The organism is Aquaticitalea lipolytica (assembly GCF_014641635.1).
Taxonomy (GTDB): domain Bacteria; phylum Bacteroidota; class Bacteroidia; order Flavobacteriales; family Flavobacteriaceae; genus Aquaticitalea; species Aquaticitalea lipolytica.
This window is the reverse complement of sequence record NZ_BMIC01000007.1, coordinates 20,935-41,227: the sequence shown is the minus strand read 5'-3', so window position 1 is coordinate 41,227 and position 20,293 is coordinate 20,935. Positions and strand designations below refer to the sequence as shown.

At 32.4% G+C, this 20,293-nt stretch carries 15 protein-coding genes and 1 riboswitch; of the genes, 5 read left to right on the top strand and 10 right to left on the bottom strand.

Annotation, left to right across the window (positions count from 1 at the left end; all coding sequences use genetic code 11):
* Positions 1–2 precede the first annotated feature (2 nt).
* The 3 genes from IEW41_RS12910 to IEW41_RS12900 are packed head-to-tail and all read right to left on the bottom strand — an operon-like array spanning position 3 to position 3,312.
* Positions 3–1,016: a homocysteine S-methyltransferase family protein gene (locus IEW41_RS12910; RefSeq protein ID WP_188606792.1), complete on the bottom strand. Its 1,014-nt coding sequence runs from the start codon at positions 1,014–1,016 to the stop codon at positions 3–5.
* 51 nt (positions 1,017–1,067) lie between these two features.
* A complete protein-coding gene (locus tag IEW41_RS12905) occupies positions 1,068–2,150 on the bottom strand; it encodes a homoserine dehydrogenase family protein (RefSeq protein WP_188606791.1) in 1,083 nt (360 codons plus the stop codon).
* Positions 2,137–3,312, bottom strand: a complete 1,176-nt coding sequence (locus IEW41_RS12900) for a trans-sulfuration enzyme family protein (protein ID WP_188606790.1) — start codon at positions 3,310–3,312, stop codon at positions 2,137–2,139. Before IEW41_RS12900 ends, IEW41_RS12905 begins: the two co-directional genes overlap by 14 nt.
* 119 nt (positions 3,313–3,431) lie before the next feature.
* Positions 3,432–3,553, bottom strand: a riboswitch (SAM riboswitch).
* Between the two features lie 240 nt (positions 3,554–3,793).
* On the opposite strand from IEW41_RS12900, the gene metK reads away from it, so the two are divergent.
* Positions 3,794–5,047 carry a methionine adenosyltransferase gene (gene metK / locus IEW41_RS12895; protein WP_188606789.1) on the top strand — a complete coding sequence of 418 codons (1,254 nt, stop codon included), beginning with the start codon at positions 3,794–3,796 and terminating at the stop codon, positions 5,045–5,047.
* 55 nt (positions 5,048–5,102) lie between these two features.
* On the opposite strand, the gene IEW41_RS12890 is transcribed toward metK, so the two are convergent.
* The 3 genes from IEW41_RS12890 to IEW41_RS12880 form a co-directional block, all read right to left on the bottom strand.
* Positions 5,103–6,677 (bottom strand): M20/M25/M40 family metallo-hydrolase, encoded by a 1,575-nt coding sequence (locus IEW41_RS12890; protein WP_188606788.1) that lies wholly within the window; start codon positions 6,675–6,677, stop codon positions 5,103–5,105.
* Positions 6,678–6,867: 190 nt separating this feature from the next.
* On the bottom strand, positions 6,868–9,579 hold the full coding sequence (locus IEW41_RS12885; RefSeq protein WP_188606787.1) for a TonB-dependent receptor: 2,712 nt from the start codon (positions 9,577–9,579) through the stop codon (positions 6,868–6,870).
* A gap of 15 nt (positions 9,580–9,594) precedes the next feature.
* The gene (locus IEW41_RS12880; RefSeq protein WP_188606786.1) at positions 9,595–10,485 is read right to left on the bottom strand and encodes a GLPGLI family protein; all 891 of its coding nucleotides are present in this window, start codon (positions 10,483–10,485) and stop codon (positions 9,595–9,597) included.
* A 212-nt stretch (positions 10,486–10,697) separates the two neighbouring features.
* Here IEW41_RS12880 and IEW41_RS12875 point away from each other — a divergent pair, with 212 nt between their 5' ends.
* Together IEW41_RS12875 and IEW41_RS12870 are read left to right on the top strand one after the other, a co-directional pair.
* A complete protein-coding gene (locus tag IEW41_RS12875) occupies positions 10,698–11,435 on the top strand; it encodes a hypothetical protein (RefSeq protein ID WP_229660223.1) in 738 nt (245 codons plus the stop codon).
* Between the two features lie 4 nt (positions 11,436–11,439).
* Positions 11,440–12,054, top strand: coding sequence for a deoxynucleoside kinase (locus tag IEW41_RS12870; RefSeq protein WP_188606784.1), 615 nt, complete (start codon positions 11,440–11,442; stop codon positions 12,052–12,054).
* 75 nt (positions 12,055–12,129) lie between these two features.
* On the opposite strand, the gene IEW41_RS12865 is transcribed toward IEW41_RS12870, so the two are convergent.
* Positions 12,130–14,517: a sodium-translocating pyrophosphatase gene (locus IEW41_RS12865; protein WP_188606783.1), complete on the bottom strand. Its 2,388-nt coding sequence runs from the start codon at positions 14,515–14,517 to the stop codon at positions 12,130–12,132.
* 117 nt (positions 14,518–14,634) lie between these two features.
* Positions 14,635–15,162: an inorganic diphosphatase gene (locus tag IEW41_RS12860; RefSeq protein WP_188606782.1), complete on the bottom strand. Its 528-nt coding sequence runs from the start codon at positions 15,160–15,162 to the stop codon at positions 14,635–14,637.
* A gap of 117 nt (positions 15,163–15,279) precedes the next feature.
* On the opposite strand from IEW41_RS12860, the gene IEW41_RS12855 reads away from it, so the two are divergent.
* Entirely contained in the window at positions 15,280–15,756 is a 477-nt protein-coding gene (locus IEW41_RS12855; RefSeq protein WP_188606781.1) for a DinB family protein, read from the top strand.
* A gap of 10 nt (positions 15,757–15,766) precedes the next feature.
* Here the strand turns inward: IEW41_RS12855 and IEW41_RS12850 are convergent, their stop codons facing one another.
* Both IEW41_RS12850 and IEW41_RS12845 read right to left on the bottom strand, forming a co-directional pair.
* On the bottom strand, positions 15,767–18,265 hold the full coding sequence (locus IEW41_RS12850) for a DUF5686 and carboxypeptidase-like regulatory domain-containing protein (protein WP_188606780.1): 2,499 nt from the start codon (positions 18,263–18,265) through the stop codon (positions 15,767–15,769).
* A gap of 62 nt (positions 18,266–18,327) precedes the next feature.
* Complete coding sequence (locus tag IEW41_RS12845; RefSeq protein WP_188606779.1) at positions 18,328–19,305, bottom strand: pyruvate dehydrogenase complex E1 component subunit beta; 978 nt, start codon at positions 19,303–19,305, stop codon at positions 18,328–18,330.
* A gap of 221 nt (positions 19,306–19,526) precedes the next feature.
* Between IEW41_RS12845 and IEW41_RS12840 the strand changes: the two genes are divergently transcribed.
* Complete coding sequence (locus IEW41_RS12840; RefSeq protein WP_188606778.1) at positions 19,527–20,273, top strand: electron transfer flavoprotein subunit beta/FixA family protein; 747 nt, start codon at positions 19,527–19,529, stop codon at positions 20,271–20,273.
* The last annotated feature ends 20 nt before the right edge of the window (positions 20,274–20,293 follow it).

The window sequence follows — 20,293 nt, the reverse complement described above, 5'->3', positions numbered from 1 at the left end:
GTTTAGTTCTCGACTGCGCTAGAACAGACAATATTTCTAGGTTTATATTTTTTTGCAACTTCAGCAATGGCTTTAATATGTTCTGGATTTGTGCCACAACAACCACCAATAATATTAATTAATCCATCTTGTAAATACTCTTCAATAAAAGCTTGCATTTGTTTAGGAGACTGATCGTACTCACCAAAAGCATTTGGCAATCCTGCATTTGGATGTGCTGATGTATAAAATTCCGTTTCATTAGATAAGCGTTGTAAATACGGTTTTAACTGTTCGGCTCCTAGAGCGCAATTAAAGCCAACACTTAATAAAGGAATATGAGAAATAGATGCTAAAAATGCTTCTACTGTTTGCCCAGACAAAGTTCTGCCTGAAGCATCAGTTATTGTTCCAGAAACCATTATTGGGATATCGATGTTTCGCTCCTCTTTTACTTCTTCAATGGCGAACAAGCAAGCTTTTGCATTAAGTGTATCGAAAATAGTTTCTACTAAAAGTACATCTACTCCTCCATCTATTAAAGCTTCAACTTGCTGTTTGTATGCAACTCTTAAATCATCAAAAGTTATAGCACGATATTCTGGTCTGTTAACATCTGGTGATAAGCTCGCAGTTCTATTTGTTGGCCCAATACTTCCTGCAACAAAACGAGGTTGGCTTGGATTTTTTTGTGTGAACTCATCTGCAACTTGCTTAGCTATTTTAGCCGATTCATAATTAAGTTCATACACTAAATCTTCCATGTTATAATCAGCCATACCTATGGTTGTACCAGAAAAAGTATTCGTTTCAACTATATCTGCACCAGCTTCAAAATACAAGCGATGCACCTCTGCAATGGCTTTAGGCTGCGTAAGTGATAACAAATCGTTATTGCCTTTTAACGATGTTGGATAATCTTTAAAACGTTCGCCACGATAATCTTCTTCAGTGAATTTATAACGTTGCAGCATGGTTCCCATTGCTCCATCGAGAACGAGAATTCTTTTTTGTATTTCTAACTTTATATCACTCATAATATTTTCTTTATTAAACATAGTTCTCGACTGCGCTCGAACAGACAATTATTAATTTAAGCTATTTGACAGTTTAATAATATCTGAAAACAATCCTCTTGCCGTAACGTCTTTTCCTGCTCCAGCACCTTGAATAACCAATGGCGATTCTTGATAAGAATCTGAATAAATTTCAAATACTGAATTGGCACCTTTTAATTGACCTATAGAAGAGTTTTTATCTTCGGAAACCAACTTAACTTCTAAAGTGTTTTTCTCTACATTCAACTCACCAACATATCGCAGCACATCGCCTTTTTTTTGTTTATTTTTTATCTCTAAAAATGGTGCGTCAAATTCTTTACTTCTTGTTTTAAACTGATGTAATGTTGTTTTTCCGTTAAGTTGTTTTGGTACTAAAGACTCGATTGAAACATCATTTATTTCAGCTTTTAAATTCAGTTCTCGAGCTAATATCAATAACTTTCTTGCTACATCATTTCCTGATAAATCTTCACGAGCATCAGGTTCGGTTAAACCTATAGTTGTAGCTTGGTTTAACACTTTAGAAAATGGCACATCATTAGAGGAAAATTCATTAAATATATAACTTAACGAACCTGAAAAGACACCTCTAATTTTTTGAATTTGCTCACCAGAATCATATAATCTTTTAACGGTTTCAATAATTGGCAAACCTGCACCAACATTAGTTTCGTAAAGAAAAGACTTGTTGCACTTTTTTAAAGTTAATCGTAACTGGTTATAAAACTCATAACTTAAAGTATTGGCAACTTTATTAGCTGAAATAATATGAAAACCATTTTGAATTAATGGTATATAATTTTCCACAAAATCTTTACTAGCAGTTGCATCAATAGCTACTAGATTTTTAAGATCGTACTTATTAACAAAAGCTATTATTTCTTCAATTTTATATGGTACAGAAAAAGTATCAAAATCACATTCCCAAGTATTAGAAATTCCAAATTCATTAAAAAAAGCCAATTTGGAGTTTGTGACTACAGGAATATTAATAATTAAATTCTGTTGCGCTTGTAATTTTGGTTTAGCCAGATTTATTTGATGAATCAAAGTACTTCCAACATTACCAATTCCGAAAATGATAATATTTAAAGTCTTACTGTTTGACATGGCTTATTTCTTTATGTTTATTAATTGCAGTAAACGCTTGATTTAAATCATTAATTAAATCTTGTGAATTTTCAATTCCACAAGACAAACGTATTAGTGAGTCTTTAATTCCAGATTTCAAACGTTTCTCACGAGGAATTGATGCATGTGTCATTTGTGGTGGATGACAAAGTAAGCTTTTTACACCTCCAAGGCTTTCTGCTAATTTAAAACAGCTTGTATTAGTTACAAATTGATTTGCTGCTTCTTGGGTGTCTTCCTTCAGCGTAAAAGACACAATGCCTCCAAACAAGCCATTTTGTTGGCGTTTAGCAATGTTGTGGTTTTTATGACTTACTAATCCTGGAAAACACACATCTTCTACTGCATCATGATTTACTAAAAATGCAGCAACAGCAAAAGCATTTTCGCATTGCTTTTTGAATCTAATATCTAAAGTTTCAATTCCTCGAATAGTTAAAAAGCAATCCCAAGGACCAAGAATTCCTCCTGAAGCATTCTGAATAAATTTTAGTTTTTCAGACAATGCTTGTGTTTTAGTAACTACCAAACCTGCAACCAAATCTGAATGACCACCAATATATTTTGTACCACTATGAATAATGATATCTGCACCTAAAGAAATAGGTTGTTGCGCAATAGGGCTCGCAAATGTATTATCTACTACTAAAAGTGCTCCAACACTTTTTGCGATAATGGCAATGGTTTGAATATCTGAAACTTTAAGCGTTGGATTTGTTGGTGATTCAATCCATACTAATTTTGTTTTACTACTAATTTTATTAGCTACATTTTCTGCATCAGTAGTATCTACATAATGTACTTTAACGCCAAATTTTTCGTAAACATGAGTAAATAAACGATAGGCTCCTCCATAAATATCATCGACCGCAATGATCTCATCTCCTGCGGATAATAACTTTAAAACAGCATCGATAGCTGCTAACCCAGTTGCAAAAGCAAAACCTGAATGGCCACCTTCTAATTGTGCGACTACGTCTTCTAAAACTTTACGTGTTGGATTGTTACTTCTTGCATAATCGAAGCCTTTGTTAACTCCAGGAGCTTCCTGAATAAATGTTGATGTTTGGTACACAGGTACCGAAATTGCGCCAGTGAGAGGATCACTTGGAATTGAATGAATAATTTTTGTTGCACTCATTTTTCTAATTTTTTTGAGTTAATAAATGATTAAAACAAAAGTCAAATGCGTCAAGTTATGACGTACCTAATAGAAAAATGTTAAAAAGAAAATTAAACACTACAAGAAGCAGTGTCATTTTGTTATCTATCCAATTACTAATAAATGAATTAGTAATTAAGTAGAATGTAGCACCTTCTCTATTTCTAAAGGGTTGCTAAGGCTTCAGCGGGTCTAATCCCTCCACCTTTCTTGATAACATTTCAGTAAGTTTTTGAACTTTGTGAATACAAATATTGCCTCATAAAAATTTAATATCCAAACTTTTTTGAATAAAAAATAAAAATAATTTGTCATCCATTTTATTTTTTTACTTTTGCCGAAGAAAAATTAAGAGGAAAGATTTGACTGATTGCAACCTCAATAAAAAATGCTAAAGGCAGTGCAAACTACCTTCGACGCTTAACGTCAAATCTTCCATAACATACTATAAATTAAAACTATGGCGTATTTATTTACATCAGAAAGTGTATCTGAAGGACATCCAGATAAAGTAGCAGACCAAATTAGCGATGCTCTAATTGATAATTTTTTAGCTTTTGACAAAGATTCAAAAGTAGCGTGCGAAACTCTTGTAACTACTGGTCAAGTTGTACTTGCTGGAGAAGTAAAATCGAACACATATTTAGATGTTCAAAAAATTGCACGAGATACTATAAACAAAATTGGATATACAAAAAGCGAATATATGTTTGATGGTAATTCATGTGGTGTGTTTTCTGCTATACATGAACAATCTGAAGATATAAATCGTGGAGTTGATAGAGCTAGTAAAGAAGAACAAGGTGCTGGTGACCAAGGAATGATGTTTGGTTATGCAACTCGTGAGACTGAAAATTTAATGCCATTAGCTTTGGATTTATCTCACAGAATTTTAATTGAACTAGCAGCTTTAAGAAGAGAAAATAAAGATATTACTTATTTACGTCCAGATTCAAAAAGCCAAGTTACTATTGAGTATAGTGATGATAATGTACCTCAACGAATAGATGCTATTGTAGTATCTACACAACATGACGATTTTGATAATGATGAAGCTATGCTTGCAAAAATCAGAAAAGATATTGTTGATATTTTAATACCAAGAGTTAAAGCTACATTACCAGAACATATTCAAGTGTTATTTAATGATGACATTACTTATCACATTAACCCAACAGGAAAATTTGTTATTGGTGGACCTCATGGAGATACAGGATTAACAGGACGTAAAATTATTGTAGACACTTATGGTGGTAAAGGCGCTCATGGTGGAGGAGCTTTTTCTGGAAAAGATCCAAGTAAAGTTGATAGAAGTGCTGCATATGCTACTCGTCATATTGCTAAGAATTTAGTAGCTGCTGGATTATGTGATGAAGTTTTGGTTCAAGTTTCTTATGCTATTGGTGTTGTAAAACCAACATCTATTTTTGTTGAGACATACGGAACTTGTCCTTTTAATTTAACAGATGGAGAAATTGCTGATAAAGTTGCTGAAATATTTGATATGAGACCAGCTGCTATTGAAGATCGTTTAAAACTACGTAACCCTATTTACAGTGAGACTGCAGCTTATGGTCATATGGGAAGACAACCTGAAACAGTTACAAAGACATTTAGCCAACCTAATGGTGGTGATGTCACTTTAGAAGTGGAATTATTTACTTGGGAAAAGTTAGACTATGTAGATAAAGTGAAAACTGCATTTGGAATATAATATTTATATCTGTAGAATAAAAAAAGCCTCAACGTAAAGTTGAGGCTTTTTATTTTTAGTTTGTTCCACCTTTACGCTCTGGAGAACGAGGTGTAGGCCAATTTTGCTGTTCACCTGTTCTTCTACTAATAGGTAATACGCTTTTTTCGTTTGATGTTTTATTATCATCTTCACAAGCCATATACACTAAAATAGCTGTTAAAATAGCATTGCTTCTAACATCATCAAATACTATTTTATCATAAGTATCTCTGTTTGTATGCCAAGTATAATTCCAATACGACCAACTTAATGAACTTAAATTAAACGCTGGTGCACCTGCTGCTACAAACGATGCGTTATCTGAACCTCCAGAACTTGGAGAACCTGGAAACTCTGTTTTAATATGTTTTGAAATATCATTTGGCACTGCTTCTAACCAACGCGTTAAATACTCATAAGAATGTAAAAATCCTGCACCTGATAAATCTACAACTCGTCCTGTACCATTATCTTGATTAAATAGAGCTTGAATATTTTGAATGATTTCTGGGTGGTCTTCAACAAAAGCTCTTGAGCCATTTAAGCCTTGTTCTTCACTTCCCCAATGTCCTACTATAATTGTACGCTTTGGATTTGGATATACTAGCTTTAGAATACGCATAGCTTCCATCATTACTAATGTTCCTGTTCCATTATCTGTTGCTCCTGTTCCACCATCCCAAGAATCTAAATGTGCAGATAAAATAACATATTCTTCAGGTTTTTCACTTCCTTTTATTTCAGCAATTGTGTTAAATGTTGGTGCAACTCCTAAATCTTTAGACTCGGCAACTACTTTAATTACTGGTTTACTTCCATATTCAGCAAGTCTATATAACATTGTGTAATCTTCTAACTCTAAATCTATAGTAGGTATTTTTTTTGTAGATGCACTAAAAATTTTGTTAGACCCAAATGCTTTAGACCAATAAGAAGATATAATACCTGCTGCTCCAGAGTTTTCTAACATTGCTATACCTTCTTCACTAAATCCTGAACCTCTCCAATTACTATATCCTGTACGTTTTAAATTATCTCTAAATAATCCTGAAAGAGAATCACGATCTTTCTTCATTTTCGCAAAAGATTCTTCAGTTGCAAACTCTTCCCAGTTATAATCAGGACGTCCTGTAATTTGATATTCAGACACCATTACAAATTTACCTTTTACTGATTTTACCCAGTTTTTAAAATCGTCTGGACCACTAAAAGTAGGCATAACTATTACCTCTGCTGTAACCCCTTTTGGTCCTGTGCTTGGATTCCAAGCTAATTGCATACCATCTAAAGATTGCACTCTTGGGTACACCATATCTATATGTGTAATACCTCGCTCCCAAGCTTTCCATTCTCCCCATTGTTCATTTTTTGCTGAAATTCCCCATTTAGCGTATTGTGCAACTGCCCAATCATTAGCTTGTTTCATTTGAGGTGTTCCTACTAATCGTGGGCCTATACCATCTAAAAGTTCGTGAGCTAAACGCTCTAGTTGTGAGTTTTCTGTTGCTTCTTTTACTATACTATTTACAACTTCGTCTGTGCTTTGTGCTTGATTTTGAATTGAAAATAGCATTGCTATTGCAAGCGTTAATTTGATTGTTTTTTTCATTTATCTAACAATTTTTAAGTAGTGAATTAGGTGAAGCAAAATACAATATTTTGAAATAAAACGACTGTTAAAATTAACAGTCGTTTTATTTTTTTGCGTTAAGGATTGAGCAATTTGTTTGAGCTCTTTTTATAGAAAAAGCGAGTTGCGAAAGCCTGCAGTTTTTTGTAAAAACTGAACGCCTAAATGTTTATAACTCATAACGCAACCTAAACGTTAAGAAACGTGGTTGAATATAATACTCGGTTGCGCTAACAGATATGTTGCTATTTGTACTTTGATTTTGTGATTTTGTATCTAATAAGTTTGTGGCTTTAATTTCGTATTCAAATTTTGCGTCTTTATCTTTTCTGTATGATAATGATGCATCCCAAAATTCGAAACTATTTAATGTTCTGTCTTGATTGCTAAACTTGTTGTATGAATATTCAGTTTTGAATGTGAACATTTTTAAAATATAAGCATCAAAACTGATTGATGGCGCCTGAGTATAGAACTTTGTACGACTGCTGCCTTGATCGTTATCTTGTATAACGTAACGATATCCTAAATCGATATTTGGTGCTGTTTTAAAGTTTGTACTTATGCCTGCACGATACGTTTGTGAATAATTTTCGTTTACTGAACGTTGTGCGTTGATAAACTGATTGAATTTTGAGTAATTAAAATTACCATTTAATGTTCCTCTTATCTTCCCAAAATTACGCTGAAAACGTCCATTAATGCTTAAATTCTCATCTGCGAAATCGGAATTAAAAGGAGAACTCACTCTCACTACGCTACCTGGAGGAAATGTAGATGCTGTTCTAATATTATCGATACTCTTATTATAGTTAATGTTTGCAAACACGTTTGTGTAATTAAACATATTAAAACTAAAATAAGAAAGGTTAAGATTGTGAGATAAGGCGCTTTGTAATTCTTGATTTCCAGAGAAGATAGAGTTATAATTGTTTAATACCAATCCTCTAGCTAACTGATTGACATCGGTAAATTGTGTTTGCATTCGGTAATTAAAAATAATCTGTTCACTATTTTTTAATTGAATTCTTGTATTAAAGTCTGGTAATAACCTGAAAAAATTATCTGTATACTCTAATCCGAACTGTGTGTTTTTTGCACTATATGCATGTGCAGAAACTCCAGGTGTGAAAGTGAAAATTCCTGTTTTAAATTGATAATGTGCGCCTAAATATACATCTGAAAATGTATAATTGGTGTCATTAGTATCTAGTCCGTCATTGATAGTTGGTGTTGGATTAAACGTTGAACCATTATCTAAAAATTGAAAAATTTCGGAATTAAATTTTTGGTTACTGTAAATAGTTCCTATAGTAAAATTGATGTTGCTTTTTTGATTTAGTACATTCCAATAATCAAGTTTAGCATCAACTTGATTTGATTTTACACGCTTGTTTTGTGCAATATCATAACCAACTTGCATATCGTCCAATCCTAATGCATCTCCAGTATCATCATAATTGGTGTTTTCTTCAATAAAAGCATTATAAAAAGGATCTTCATCTTGTATTAAATGCTGTGCAGAAAAAGCAAAGATATTTTTCTCGTTTAGTGTATAATAATAATTTAAATTTTGATTGATACTAAAAGGCGTTGACTCCTCAAACTGGTTTATGTTCCCAATAACTGATGACAGGTAATCTTGGTCTTGCGACTCTTTAGACATACGTCCTAAAACGTCATAGTCTAATTGATTATTTGTATTAGGCTTGTACTTGGTACTAAATTTTAACATCCCTAAATTGCTTCGTTGTATTGCATTGCTTTGGGTGTCTTCGTCTGGAATATTAAGACTTTCATCTGTGTATTGGACTGAACTGTTTTCTTGCAATTCGGTTTTGCTACTTGAAAAAATTGCAAACCCACTAATATCTAATGTCTTTTTAGGGGAATAACTAAAATTGGCTGCTCCAAATTTAGTATTGATATCTTTAGCTCTGTTATTTTGTAGTGACAAAAACCCAAGGTCATTATTACCTAGACTTATATTGGTCCCACTTTGAGAGCTTGGTGCTCTAAATCCGCCAGTAAAATTAAAATAATCTCTACGTGTAAAAGCTATCTCTCCAATGTTATTAAGATCACCTATAAAATTGATACTATATTTAGGACTATAATAAAATAATTTTGGTTGTGCTAAATACAAGGCTTTGTCGTCTGCTGTACCTCCGCCTGCAGTAATATTACCAAACCAAAAATTCTTTTTTCCTTCTTTTAGCTTAATGTTTATTGCTATATTATCTTGGTTGTTGGTTACACCACTTAACTGCCCAACTTCGGCATAATTTTTTAAAACCTGAACTTTATCAACTGCATTAGAAGGTATGTTTTTAGTTGCTAGTTTTGAGTCTCCATCAAAAAAATCTTTACCATCAACCATTACTTTTGTCACCTTTTTCCCTTCAATTTCTATTTCACCATCTGAATTTACTTCAACTCCTGGCAACTTTTTTAGCACATCTTCTAGCTTACGTTCACTTCCGTTTTTAAAAGAATCAGCATTATAAACAATTGTATCTCCGCTAATTGTAACTGGCATTTCATAAGTGAGAGTTATTTCGTCTAACGAATTGTCTGCCTTTAAAGTGAAACTTTTATCAATATCTGTTTCTTTGGTTGAAATAGTTTCTTCAAACGTTTTCATACCTATATAACTTACTTGAACTTTATAAGTTGAGTTTTTACCTAAAGCAAGCTTAAAACGTCCTTGGTCGTTTGTTATAGCATATGACTCTAATGTTTTTGATTCTTGATTTATAGCAATAACATTGGCTAGCTCTAGAGGATTGCCAATACTGTCTTTTACAACACCTTCTAATTTAATTTGAGCAAAAGATTGGCTTGCTACTAAAAGTAGCATTAGGATAGTTAGTTTTTTCATGTTTTTTGATTGATCTTAGTTTCTTCTAAAGTTACCTCTACCTCGACCACCATACATTTCTTGCATTTCTTCAATTTTCTTTTTCATGATGTCGCTATATTCTTTTTGAGTTACTTCTTTTCCTTTAGAAGGCACTTTAATTTCTTCTTTTTCTTCGGGATTGATTACAATTTTAGAACATAAAATTGTAGTTCGTCCAGACGATACTTCAAGTATTAATCCTGGTAGTCCCCAATACTCTCCTGGGCCTTGATTAACTGGTATTTGTGGTGTATACCAAGCCGTAACTATAATTTCTTTTGGTATTTCAATATCATCCATTGGATTGTCTGAAACTTCTGTTTTTGTTGAGTCTTTAGCTTTATCTCCATCTTTCTTTTCATCATTATCTCTGTTACGTCTTCTCATATTAGTAAAATCCATCTCATCAACTTTTTTAACAGCTGTTGCCTTAAAACAAGTGTATTGACCAATTTGCTTTGTTTCCCCTTCCATTTTCCAATCGAGTTTAGGTAATGAGTCTTTTACTAAAAATTGTTTTCCAAAGAACTCTTGCTCTTGCAGCATTTGAGAGCTTTTTACATTTTTATATTGAGCTCCACCTGTAAAATTACCCATCATCATTCTAAAACCACCACCTTGTCCTGGAGTGTCTAATTTTTCCTCTTCTTTATAACTAGACTCAGTTCTATTAAATGTTAGTATATAAGTTTTCTCAAACATACTCTTCATTCGCTCGGCAATCGTCTTTTTTTGCTCTTCGCTCATTTGATTTCCACCAAAGTTGTCCATATCGATAGTTGTTTTCGATTGGTAATAGGCTTTGCCTTGAAAATCTTGAGCATTTAAAAAGTTACTTGATAGTACTAAAAGGGCAATACAGAATTTAATAGAAATTGATTTCATATTTAAATAGTCTTGGTTTAAGTGATAAAAATAAAGTTTTACCTAGCATTAGACTTATAAAACCTTAATTAGTTAAGTTTTAAAAAGTTAAAATAATCTTAAAGTTTCTTGTTTAATTTTATTAGTACTCAATAATTAAGTGATTCAATTTTTGTAATTTTCAAATCTGTATGAAATACTTCTTATACATACTTCTCTTCATTTCATCTTCGATGAGTTCGCAAGAACTTATTGAGGCAGCTTTTATAAAAACCATAGATATAGATACTCAATCTATAATAGGTATAGATAATTTTGGAATTATATATGCTGTGAAAGGAAATGCATTAAGCAAAACAGAAGAAAATAAAATATTAACTTATAGTAATGTTCAACTTGGTAATATATCTTCTGCAAATGCTTTTAACACACTTAAGATAAATCTGTTTTACAAGAACTTTAATACAGCTATAATTCTAGATAACAGATTAGCAGAAATATATAAAATAGATTTTAATACAGTTCAACCATATAAAAATGTATCACACATATCTACTGGATATGACACTACACTTTGGGCCTTTAATACAGACTTGCAACAATTAGAGCTTTATGATTATAAAAACAATACTATAAGAGCTAATACGTTGCCTGTTGAGTCTAATGTATTAGATATGAGAAGCAATTATAATTATTGCTGGCTGCTAACAGAAAAGCATTTGTATACTTTTAATTATTTTGGAAGTTTAGTATCTAAACTAAACAATGATGGCTTCACAGCCTTAACAGAAAATAATGGAAATGTGATTTTAAAAAATAACAATAAACTCTTTTTTTTAGCCAAAAATTCACAAAAACTCATTCCAATTAAAATAAAGGAATTGTTAATAAATCAGTTTTTACTAACCAATGAAACCTTGTATATTTACGATTCTGTAAAATTACATCAGTACCAATTAAAAATCAACTAGAACTATGCATGTTGCTATAGCAGGAAACATTGGCGCAGGTAAAACCACGCTAACAAAATTACTCGCAAAACACTACAAATGGGAACCTCAATTAGAGGATGTTGTAGATAATCCATATTTAGATGATTTTTATAATCAGATGGAACGCTGGAGTTTTAATTTACAGGTTTATTTCCTTAATAGCAGATTCAGACAGGTTTCGCAAATTCGTCAAAGCGGTAAAGATATTATTCAAGACAGAACCATTTATGAAGACGCTCATATTTTTGCGCCAAATCTTCATGCCATGGGTTTGATGACAAATCGCGATTATGAAAATTATCGTTCACTTTTCGATTTAATGGAATCATTTGTTAAAGGGCCTGATTTACTAATTTATTTGCGCAGCTCTATCCCAAATTTAGTGTCACAAATTCATAAACGTGGTCGCGATTACGAAAACTCAATAAGTATTGACTACTTAAGTAGATTAAATGAACGTTATGAAGCTTGGATTACTAAATATGATAAAGGCAACTTACTTATTATTGATGTAGATAATCTAGATTTTGTAGCCAACCCTGAAGATTTAGGAAGTATTATTAATAAGATTGACGCAGAGATAAACGGATTGTTTTAATCTCATATTTAAATAAAAAGCATAAAAAAACCACATCAATAGATGTGGTTTTTTCTTTTTTATCTGTTAAGAAAACTAATTGTTTTCTTTATTTTTTAATTCAGTTATTTTAGCTTTTACTTCTTCTAAAGTACCTTCAACAACTTGCTCTTCAGTTATAGTTTTACCATCTTCAGTATAAGATGCAGTTATAACAGCTCTAGCATTATCAGCATCAGCAGATTCCATTTCAACTTTAATCTCTTTAGAAATTTCATGTTTCATCATAGTATCTGTTACAGCAGTTTCAACTGTGTGACCTCCTAAAATTGGAGCAATTACTAAACCAATTAAACATGTTAGTTTGATTAAAATATTCATTGATGGGCCAGAAGTATCTTTAAATGGATCTCCAACCGTATCACCAGTTACAGCTGCTTTATGAGCATCAGAACCTTTATAAGTCATTTCACCATTAATCATCACACCAGCTTCAAACGATTTTTTAGCGTTATCCCAAGCTCCACCAGCATTGTTTTGGAAGATCGCCCAAAGCACTCCACTTACTGTTACACCAGCCATATAACCACCTAACATTTCAGCTATGGCAAGAGAATCCATTCCAAAAATCATCGGAACAAAAGCAATTACCAATGGAAAACCAATAGTTAATATTCCAGGCAACATCATTTCTTTTAAAGATGCTTTTGTAGAGATAGCCACACACTTATCGTATTGTGGTTTTCCTGTACCTTCCATTATTCCAGGAATTTCTCTAAACTGACGACGTACTTCATTTACCATTTGCATAGCAGCCTTACCTACAGCATTCATAGCTAATGCAGAGAATACTACTGGTACCATTCCACCAACAAATAACATTGCTAAAACTGGCGCTTTAAAAATGTTAATCCCGTCAATTCCAGTAAACGTAACATAAGCAGCAAAAAGTGCTAACGAAGTTAATGCTGCAGAAGCAATAGCAAAACCTTTTCCTGTTGCAGCAGTTGTATTACCAACTGAATCTAATATATCTGTACGCTCTCTTACAATTGGTTCTTGCTCACTCATTTCGGCAATACCACCTGCATTATCAGAAATTGGTCCGAAAGCATCAATAGCTAATTGCATAGCAGTTGTAGCCATCATAGCAGAAGCTGCTAATGCTACACCATAGAATCCTGCAAATGCATAAGATGCCCAAATTGCTCCAGCAAATAATAATACTGAAGGGAATGTAGAAATCATACCTGTTGCTAAACCAGCAATAATATTTGTTCCTGCTCCTGTGCTTGATTGTTGAACAATTTTTAAGATTGGGCTTTTACCTAATCCTGTATAATATTCAGTTACTGAAGAAATCACAGCTCCTACAAATAAACCAACTAACGTAGCATAAAATACTCGCATAGAAGAAATATCTTGCAAGCCTTCTCCAAAGAAATTCATTTGCATAGTTTCTGGTAACATCCAAGTTACTAAAGCAAAACACGACACAGCCACCAAAGCAATAGACACCCAGTTACCTAGGTTTAAAGCTCCCATAACTTGTGCTTCTTTAGCGTCGTTATTTTTAATTTTTACTAGCATTGTACCTATTACAGAAATAATAATTCCTGCTCCAGCAATTGCCATAGGTAATAATATTGGACCTATACCTCCAAAGGCTTCACCAATATTTCCACCCATATCTTTTATAACATAGTTACCAAGAACCATTGCTGCTAATACAGTAGCAACATAAGACCCAAATAAATCGGCTCCCATACCTGCAACATCACCTACATTATCACCAACGTTATCTGCAATTGTAGCAGGATTACGAGGATCATCTTCTGGAATTCCAGCTTCCACTTTTCCAACTAAATCTGCTCCTACATCGGCAGCTTTAGTATAAATACCTCCACCAACACGAGCAAATAAAGCAATAGATTCAGCACCTAAAGAAAAGCCAGCTAATGTTTCTAACACAATTGTCATATCCATAGTGTTTGTCCAAACACCTCCCATAAATACATGAAAGAAAATAATGAAAAATGCTGTTAAACCTAAAACTGCTAAACCAGCAACTCCAAGACCCATTACTGTACCACCACCAAAAGATATTTTAAGTGCATTAGGTAAACTTGTACGAGCCGCTTGCGTAGTTCTTACATTTGTTTTGGTTGCTATTTTCATTCCAATGTTTCCTGCAAATGCAGAAAAAACAGCTCCAAAAATAAAAGCAATTACAATTAGCCAATGTGTAGTTGGTACTATAAAAGAAACTGCTGTTAAAGCGATACTTACTATAAGCACAAACACAGCTAAAAGTCTGTACTCTGCATTTAAGAATGCTAAAGCACCTTCGTAGATGTAATCTGAAATTTCTTTCATTTTACCATCTCCAGCATCTTGTTTCATTACCCAAGACTTTTTTACAAGCATGTAAGCCAGTCCTAAAAGTGCCATTGCTATTGGCATATAAATCATCATTGATTCCATATTGTTTTTTTAGTTAGATTAGTTTTTAACGAAGGCAAAAGTAGTAAAATCTGCAAGAATTAAAAAACCCTTCCACTTTATTGTAGAAGGGTTTAGAATATTGCAACTATTAATTATTTAAATAGTGAAGTCTCCATTGGTTTTATGCTCGCTATTTTCATAACGATCTATACATTTATTTACAATTTCATAAGCTTCTTGGGCATCTCCCCAACCTTCAACGTCTACTTTCTTTTTTTCTAAATCTTTGTATACTTGAAAAAAGTGTTCAATTTCTTTAATTTGATGAGGATTTACATCAGATAAATCGTTTAAACTATTCCAAATTGGGTCTGATACAGGAACACAAATAACCTTTTCGTCATTTCCTTTTTCATCAGCCATATGAAACACACCTATTGGCTTCACTTCTACTACACACATTGGAAATGTTGGCTCAGTACCTAATACTAGCACGTCTAATGGATCTCCATCTAAAGCTAAAGTTTCTGGTATAAAACCATAATCTGCTGGATACATCATTGATGAAAACAACAATCTATCAAATCGAATTTTTTTCAATTCGAAATCGTATTCATATTTATTTCTGCTTCCTTTTGGTATTTCAATTAATACATCAAAAGTTGTTTTTCCTTTTATTGTCATTCTAAATTTTTAAGGGCTGCAAAGATACAGCAATGTTTGAGTTTATCAATAAAATATTTCTTGACTTTTTAATAAATAAAATCGATCTTACATTCTATTGTAATTCTTTACAACAAAATGGAAACATCAAATCAATTAGCAAATCGCTTTAGAGAGGTTTTTTTAAACGGAACTTGGATTGCGAACACAAACTATAAGGATCAATTATCTGGATTAAATTGGAAGCAAGCAATTACTAAAATTGGCTCCCTTAATAGTATTTTGGCATTAACCTATCACATAAATTATTATGTTGCTGGTGTACTACAGGTTTTTGAAGGTAGAAATTTAGACATTAGAGATAAATATAGTTTTGACTTTCCTGATATTAAATCTGAAGAAGAATGGAATGAATTATTGAATGACTTATTATCAAATGCAGAAAAATTTGCAAGTCATATAGAACTAATGCCTAATGAAAAACTAGAAAATAATTTTGTAGATAAGAAATATGGAAGCTATCGTAGAAATATTGAAGGTATGATTGAGCATAGCTATTATCATTTAGGTCAAATTTCTTTAATTAAAAAAATGATTTTAAAACTTGATAATTAAGTATGAAAATCTAAAAATAGAACCCAAAACTTCCAGTAACACCAAACTTACGTGCATCTGGATTATCTAAATAATTCCCTCTAAAATTAAAGTCAATTCTAAAAACCTTAAAGATATTACCAACTCCAAAACTGTATTCATAATACACTTTATTGGTAGGTGCTACATAAATTAATCCTGAAGCATTTAAATCTCTATTTGCTTGAGACACTTCTCCCCAAACACCTCTAATACCTACAATTTCCCTAAGATTATACTTGCGTAAAAACGGAATTCGAGAAAAGAAACGTCCATTAAAATTATGCTCTAAATGTAATGAAGTATAAGTATCTGTTACAAACTCATAAAAATCGAGTTGAGAAAAAGAATTATATATTGAAAAGTAAGATTGATTTCCTGGTACAACACTTAACAAACCTAAAGGAACTTCGCCAATTGTTTTACCTGCTTCAAAAGTAGTGGTTAAGCGACCAAATCCTCCAACTTGCCAAGGTTGAATATAAGAAAATTGCAATTTTGTATAATCAAAATCACTATTTAAAAACCCTTTTTCACCTCGAGTTACTTGTGCAAATAAACTTGCATAACCATCATTTGCGTTACGACGCTCAACACCAAAACCTGTCATTTTTCGTTTTGGAAAATATGAAATTGAAAATGCAGTTTCGTACTGTTTTATTTCCGATTCGGTTGTTGTTTGTGTAGCATCGGTAAAATAGTCTAAGCTAAAAGTATCAGATGCAGATTCCAAAGTTCTGTAACTCCCACTTAAACGGAATATTAAATTTTTGGCTGGCTCAATTTCTAAAGCCAATGTAGTTAAATTAATATTTGTTAATTTATCATTAGGTCCTGTACCAATTACTGCAGATGATGCCAAACTTCTACCTAACACATCTGTCGAATTTGTTAAACTTGCGCCTATTTGCTCAACATCTCGCCTGTTTCCTCCAGATATTATGAATCGGTTTTTCTTATCGACCAACCATTTTCCAGAAATACCATATTTAAATTTATCGTCTCTAAAACCATAAGCTAAAAAACCTTCTAAACGCCATAAATCATTTGGTCCAAAATAAGTTCTTCCTCCTGTGCGTAAACGCAGCCCTTCTACTTCGTTAAACCCAAAAGTTGAAAATATTGGTCCGTAATCAAAGTTTATACTTGGAAACTCAACATAGCCTGAGGCAAGAATACTCCCTAAATTATAAAGTCGTTTAAATTTTTTGACGGTTTTTAGAGTATCTAACATTTTATACACGCCTTGTTCATCATCATTTAAAGACTCTAACCTATTAGCTTCCCAAAATGCATCATCTCTATTATAAGCATCTTCATTATAGTTGTAAACTTCTTCATTATAAAACTTTTCAGTCTTCGGGATATCAAAAGCATATTTATCATAAAGAGTTGTACGTTTTCCATAAACACCACGGGATTGCTCTTTTTTATTTAGCGCAAAATCAGACAGCATATAATCGCGTTTTATTAAAAACAACGAATCGTTTAATACCTCAAACTCTTGCTCTATATATATTTCTTTAACCCAGTTAATATTTGCACTTTTTGATGCCTGAAGATTTATTTCTTTTATAGCAAACGTAGAGTCGTTAACCCAAAAATCGCCTTTAAACGTTAGCTCGTTTTTACGTCTTGGATAGTAAATAATATTATAACACCATTTGTTATCAATAAATGCACTATCAGAAAGCACATAGTTGTAGGTGTTGATTCCTGTTTTTGATAAAGGGCTTACAAAACTTTTATCAAAAAACTTAAGGTAATTATCGTAGATGTCAAACTCTGAATATAAATCGTCAACAAAATCAATAATCACTTGATTATTACTAAAACCCGAATTTTTATTCCCTTTTAAATCTTCCTTTTCTTTTTTAAGAATATTGTCTCCATAAACTTTACTCGAAGACTCATTAATAAATATTGGTAAATATGTTTTTCCTGTTATTCTAGATGTATCAACCTCTTCAAAAACAAACTCCATACCTCTAAATAGTTTGCTTTTTATTAATGAACTATCTATTGTATTGAGGTCAAACTCTACTTTTTCGTATTTATCATATTCGTACTGCTTAAATTGACGCAATCCGTTTTTATGTTTACGTTCCCAAATTTTCTTTAGTATAGTAATTGCAGGGTTTTCAGATTCTTTTTTAGACTGTTTTCCTGTAACAATTAAAACTTCTTTAAGTTGTGAAGCACCTTCTTTTAAAATAAATTTTAAGTCGTAATTTACTTTCTTATTAAGAGGAATTTCTAGTGTTTCATAACCTAAAAACGAAACCACAACAGTGTCCCAAGTATTTTGAGATTCTAAATAAAATTTTCCGTTTTCGTCTGTTATAGTACCTTCTGTTGAGCCTTTAAAAAACACATTTGCATAAGGCACAGATTCGTTTTGCTCATCTAGCACGTGGCCACTAATTTTTGTTTGAGCAAAAACAGAAATAATTCCGAAGAAAAAAAATGGGACAAGTAGTTTTATATTCATAATTAAAAAAACTTCATCAACAATTATGCTAATGAAGTTTATATAACGCAAAAAAATGCGATTTATTTATACATTACTTTTTTAACAGCTTTAACAACCTCATTACTATTAGGCAACCACTCCTCCAATAAAACAGGAGAATATGGAGCAGGAGTATCTGCTGTATTAATTTTAACAACAGGAGCATCTAAATAATCAAAAGCTTCTGACTGTACAATATAAGTTAGTTCAGTAGATACATTTCCAAAAGGCCATGCTTCTTCTAAAACTACCAATCTATTTGTTTTTTTAACCGATTTTAAAACTGCTTCTTTATCTAAAGGTCTTACTGTACGTAAATCAATAATCTCACAAGAAATACCTTCTTTTGCTAATTCATCAGCAGCTTTATAGGCTTCTTTTATAATTTTACCAAAAGATACTATTGTTACATCTGTACCTTCACGCTTAATTTCTGCTACACCTAACGGAATCGTATATTCTCCTTCTGGCACTTCACCTTTATCACCATACATTTGCTCACTTTCCATGAAAATAACTGGGTCGTCATCACGAATTGCAGATTTTAATAATCCCTTTGCATCGTAAGGATTTGATGGAACAACTACTTTTAAACCAGGAGTGTTAGCAAACCAACTCTCAAAAGCTTGTGAATGTGTAGCAGCTAACTGACCAGCAGATGCTGTTGGTCCACGAAATACAATAGGACATTTAAATTGTCCGCCAGACATTTGTCTTATTTTGGCTGCATTATTTATAATTTGGTCAATCCCAACTAAAGAGAAGTTAAAAGTCATATACTCAACAATTGGTCTATTTCCTGTCATTGTTGAACCAATTGCTATACCTGCAAAACCAAGCTCTGCAATAGGAGTGTCTATAACACGTTTTGGACCAAACTCATCTAACATGCCTTTTGAAGCTTTATAAGCTCCATTATATTCTGCAACTTCTTCGCCCATTAAATAAATGCTTTCATCTCTGCGCATTTCTTCGCTCATGGCTTCACATATCGCTTCTCTAAATTGAATTGTCTTCATTTGTAAAATTTAAATCGAGTAGCAAAAATAACAATAAAACAAAAACTAAACGTCAAAGAATAATTTAAAATTTATTATGCATGCATAGTAAATATTCAGAATAAAATAATTAACTTCGTAGCCTATTTTAGTTTACCATGCTTTACAGACTGTTTTTTAATTAAAATTATTAGCATTTACAACTAAAAAAGCTGAAATTATAAACATATAAACTATTCAAAATGAAAATATTAGTATGTATTAGTCACGTCCCTGATACGACTTCAAAAATTAATTTTACTGATGGCGATACAAAATTTGACACTAATGGTGTTCAGTTTGTAATTAACCCAAATGATGAATTTGGTTTAACTCGTGCTATGTGGTTTAAAGAAAAACAAGGCGCAACAGTTGATGTTGTTAATGTTGGAGGTCCAGAAACAGAACCAACACTTCGTAAAGCTTTAGCAATTGGTGCAGATGGTGCAATTAGAGTAAATACAACTGCTACTGATGGATTTGCTGTAGCAAAACAATTAGCTGATGTAATAAAAAATGGTAGTTATGATTTAGTAATTGCTGGTCGCGAATCTATTGATTATAATGGAGGAATGGTTCCTGGTATGATTGCTGGACTAACAAATGCTAACTTTGTAAATAATTGTATTAGCCTTGAAGTTGATGGAACTAACGCAAAAGCCGTTAGAGAAATTGATGGAGGAAAAGAAACAGTTTCAACAACCCTTCCGCTAGTTATTGGTGGTCAAAAAGGTTTAGTTGAAGAGAGTGATTTACGTATTCCAAATATGAGAGGTATTATGATGGCTCGCCAAAAGCCTCTTACTATAGTTGAACCAAATGGAATAACAACAGAAACTACAACTGTTAAGTTTGAAAAGCCTGCGCCTAAAGGTGCTGTAAAATTGGTATCACCAGATAATTTAGATGAATTAGTAAACTTACTTCATAACGAAGCTAAAGTGATTTAATTAACTTCAAAAAGAAAAAC